Here is a 4,252-nt window from a genome sequence, read left to right as displayed (position 1 = left end):
CGGGGAGCCGCTCCTGCCGTCGTCAATATCTATAGCCGAAAATATTCAGAAAGTGACCGAAGTAAGCTATCCACCCAAGGGTTAGGCTCCGGAGTTATTGTGAATGAAAAAGGCTACCTTATTACCAATTATCATGTCATCGCTCAAGCGGATCAAATTATCGTCGCCTTGCAAGATGGTCGTATCGCAGCGGCTCAGTTAGTCGGGCAAGATCGCCGCACAGATATTGCAATTTTACAAATAGAAGGCAATAACTTACCCGTTATTCCACAAAACCCTCACTACCAAGCTAAAGTCGGCGATGTCGTTTTAGCCATTGGAAATCCTTATAACTTAGGGCAAACGACTACCTTTGGTATTATTTCTGCAACGGGACGTTCATCGATTAGCGCAGATGGCAGACAAGCCTTTATTCAAACCGATGCGGCTATTAATGAGGGCAATTCAGGCGGAGCTTTGGTTAATACCCAAGGTGAGTTAGTTGGAATTAATACCGCTTCTTTTCAACAAGCAACAGATCTTGAAACCTACGGTATTTCATTTGCCATCCCTTTCGATCTTGCACATAAAATTATGGAAAAAATCATTGCCGATGGACGGGTTATCCGTGGTTATATCGGTGTGGATGGGCAAGATATTAATTCCGTCACCTCGCGATTACTGGGTAGCGAACATATTGGTGGCATCGTGATTTTGGGTGTCGATCCAACTGGCCCTGCGGCAAAAGCAGGGTTTATGGTTCGTGATATCATTTTGAAAATCGATGGACAAAAAATTAATGGTCGGCAAAGTGTGATGGATACAGTTACGGATTTACGTCCAGGCACCGTAGTTGAATTTACTCTGCTTCGTAAAGGTCAAGAAATCATTGTCCCCGTCACTATCGCGGAAGATACTAGAGAATAACCATTACGTCCGATAATTAATAAGCCGATAATTAGTATAAAAAAACGGAGCCTAATGGCTCCGTTTTTTATGAGAACGCGAGTTCTAGCATTACTTCTTAGCAAGCTTCTCTTTAATACGAGCAGCTTTACCAGAGCGATCGCGTAGGTAGTACAATTTGGCACGACGTACTGCACCACGGCGTTTCACTTCAATGCTATCAACAACTGGAGAGTGAGTTTGGAACGTACGCTCAACACCTTCACCGTTAGAGATTTTACGAACGGTAAACGCTGAGTGTAGACCACGGTTACGGATTGCGATTACAACACCTTCATAGGCCTGTAGACGCTCACGGTCACCTTCTTTTACCTTAACTTGAACCACAACAGTATCACCTGGTGCGAACTTAGGTAGGTCTTGCTTCATTTGCTCTTGTTCTAGAGCCTTGATGATATTACTCATTTTTTAAATTCCTAGAATAAACTGATACTAAATTTAATAGGTTACTGGTGATGAGTTTCTTTAATAAACTCGGCCAATAATTGTTCCTGTTCGTCAGTCAGAGCTAGGTTTTCCAGGAGCTCTGGTCTTCTTAGCCAAGTTCGACCTAACGACTGTTTAAGTCGCCAATGACGAATATCCTGATGATTGCCAGACATCAGTACCGCTGGTACTGCTCTGCCATCCAATACTTCAGGGCGCGTATAGTGTGGGCAATCCAATAAGCCATTCGCAAAAGAATCTTCTTCTGCTGACGCAAAATCGCCTAAGACTCCCGGTATAAACCGAGAAACCGAGTCGATCAACGTCATCGCTGGGATTTCTCCCCCGGTCATTACAAAATCACCGATTGACCATTCTTCATCAACTTCTGATTCTATAATGCGCTCATCTATCCCTTCATAGCGGCCACAAATGAGTAATAAATTATCATTGTTAGCCAACTCTTCGACTCCTTGCTGATCGAGTTTACGACCTTGGGGAGAGAGATAAATCACTTTCGTCTTACCCGGTGCAGCGGCTTTAGCGGCATGAATGGCATCACGCAAAGGTTGCACCATCATTAACATGCCTGGACCACCACCATATGGTTTATCGTCTACAGTGCGACGTTTATCGCTTGTAAAATCACGAGGATTCCAACTTTCAATAGATAATAAGCCTTTTTTTACCGCTTGGCCTGTTACTCCAAAATCCGTCACGCTACGGAACATTTCAGGAAATAGGCTGATAACCCCAACCCACATGTGTTCTTCGCCTTATCGATTCAGAGTTAAAACGCAGGATCCCAGTCAACTTCGATCCGTTGAGCGGTGCGATCAATGTGTTTGATCACTTGCTCTTCAAGAAACGGAATTAATCGTTCCTTTTGTCCAAAAGCATCTTTTAGATTTGCTTTCACTACCAAAACATCGTTGGAGCCAGTTTCTAACATATCGATAACTTCACCAAGATCATAACCTTGTGTTGTTACCACTCGCATGCCAAACAATTCCCGCCAGTAGAACTCATCTTCTGACAATTCAGGTAATGCAGCTGGATTAATTGAAATTTCAAAGTTAGTCAGTAGGTTTGCATCTTCACGAACATCAAGCCCTTGAAGTTTTACCACCAAACCTTTGTTATGGCGTTTCCAACTTTCTACTTTGTATTCTACCCATTCGCCCTTTTGGTTTACTAACCAAGGGCTATAATCAAAAATGCTTTCAGCGTTGTCTGTGTAGGACAAAACTTTAAGCCAGCCACGAATGCCATAAGAAGCACCAAACTTGCCTACAACAATTTTTTCGCTTTGCTTGCTCATTATTTTTTTGCCTTCCATCGACATAAACTAGTCATGATTGAATTAAGCCGCTTTTTGAGCGTCTTTTACTAGTTTAGCTACGCGATCTGATAAAGATGCACCTTGTGATACCCAGTGGTTCACGCGATCTAGATCAACACGTAGGCCTTCTTCTTGACCTGTTGCGGTAGGGTTAAAGAAACCTACTTTTTCGATAAAACGGCCAGTAGAAGCGTTGCGGCTGTCTGCTACAACGATTTGATAAAATGGACGCTTTTTAGCGCCGTGACGTGCCAAACGAATGGTTACCATGTCGTCCTCTTTGCTTTCTCAAAAATAAAATTAACCCCAGCAACTATTCGATTAAAAACAGTTTGGGGTCTCGTGCCAAAATAAAGCCTCGGAATTTTACTCTTATTCCGAGGCTTTGCAAGGGCTTTAGCCAATTTTTCACCACCAAAACCCAACAACAATTACTGTGAGCATGTTAGCAGTTTAATAAAAGATTCTTAATCTACTGTTCAAGCTCATTTTATTCACCAAGCTTAACGGCCAAAGAAACCACCACCACCAAAACCGCCTCCCATCATGCCTTGCATATTACGCATCATGCCTTTCATGCCGCCTTTTTGCATTTTTTTCATCATTTTCTGCATTTGGGTAAACTGTTTAAGCAACCGGTTTATATCTTGCACTTGGGTTCCAGAACCTGCGGCGATGCGTTTTTTGCGAGAGCCTTTGATTAAATCAGGATTTTGTCTCTCTTTCATGGTCATCGAATTGATGATAGCTTCCATCTGTTTAAACATCCGGTCATCAACTTTATCTTTAACACCAGCAGGAAGCTGAGACATACCCGGCAGCTTGTCTAACATGCCCATCATGCCACCCATATTCTGCATTTGCCCAAGTTGCTCACGAAAATCTTCTAAATCAAAGCCCTTTTTCTCTTTGAATTTTTTCGCTAGTTTTTCTGCTTTTTCATGGTCAACATTACGCTGTAAATCTTCGATCAGCGACAACACATCGCCCATACCTAAGATCCGAGAGGCGACGCGATCAGGATGGAAAGGTTCTAAGGCATCCGTTTTTTCACCAACCCCTAAGAATTTAATGGGTTTACCTGTGATATAACGGACAGATAACGCCGCCCCACCCCGTGCATCACCGTCAACTTTAGTAAGAATGACGCCAGTCAATGGTAGTGCATCACCAAAGGCTTTAGCGGTGTTCGCTGCATCTTGCCCTGTCATGGCATCAACCACAAATAAGGTTTCAACAGGGTTTATGGCTTGATGTAATGCTTGAATTTCACCCATCATTTGTTCGTCAACCGCTAAACGACCTGCGGTATCAACAATCAAAACGTCATAAAACTTTTTCTTGGCGTGCTCAACCGCTGCCGTGGCGATATCAATCGGCTTTTGATCGGCTGAAGAGGGGAAGAAATCCACCGCTAGATCACTGGCTAGTGTCTCAAGTTGTTTAATTGCTGCCGGACGATATACGTCAGCAGAAACCACCAAGACTTTCTTCTTATCGCGCTCTTTCAGTAATTTAGAAAGTTTACCGACACTGGTG

The 4,252-nt window shown here is 43.2% G+C and carries 6 protein-coding genes; 1 reads left to right on the top strand and 5 read right to left on the bottom strand.

Annotated features, from left to right (window positions below):
- The coding region (degS, locus tag B7C60_RS11690; RefSeq protein ID WP_245869270.1) for an outer membrane-stress sensor serine endopeptidase DegS at positions 1-906 on the top strand (906 nt) is incomplete at its 5' end.
- Between the two features lie 90 nt (positions 907-996).
- Here degS and rplS read toward each other — a convergent pair.
- The 5 genes from rplS to B7C60_RS11665 form a co-directional block, all read right to left on the bottom strand.
- A complete protein-coding gene (rplS, locus tag B7C60_RS11685; protein WP_099611800.1) occupies positions 997-1,350 on the bottom strand; it encodes a 50S ribosomal protein L19 in 354 nt (117 codons plus the stop codon).
- 41 nt (positions 1,351-1,391) lie between these two features.
- On the bottom strand, positions 1,392-2,135 hold the full coding sequence (gene trmD / locus B7C60_RS11680) for a tRNA (guanosine(37)-N1)-methyltransferase TrmD (RefSeq protein WP_099611799.1): 744 nt from the start codon (positions 2,133-2,135) through the stop codon (positions 1,392-1,394).
- Between the two features lie 26 nt (positions 2,136-2,161).
- The gene (gene rimM / locus B7C60_RS11675) at positions 2,162-2,716 is read right to left on the bottom strand and encodes a ribosome maturation factor RimM (protein WP_099611798.1); all 555 of its coding nucleotides are present in this window, start codon (positions 2,714-2,716) and stop codon (positions 2,162-2,164) included.
- A gap of 18 nt (positions 2,717-2,734) precedes the next feature.
- Positions 2,735-2,983, bottom strand: a complete 249-nt coding sequence (rpsP, locus tag B7C60_RS11670; RefSeq protein WP_099611797.1) for a 30S ribosomal protein S16 — start codon at positions 2,981-2,983, stop codon at positions 2,735-2,737.
- A 233-nt stretch (positions 2,984-3,216) separates the two neighbouring features.
- A partial coding sequence (locus tag B7C60_RS11665) for a signal recognition particle protein (protein WP_245869267.1) occupies positions 3,217-4,252 on the bottom strand: 1,036 nt, incomplete at its 5' end.

It is taken from the genome of Vibrio fujianensis (genome assembly GCF_002749895.1).
GTDB lineage: Bacteria > Pseudomonadota > Gammaproteobacteria > Enterobacterales > Vibrionaceae > Vibrio > Vibrio fujianensis.
This window is presented reverse-complemented; position numbering and strand designations above follow the sequence as displayed.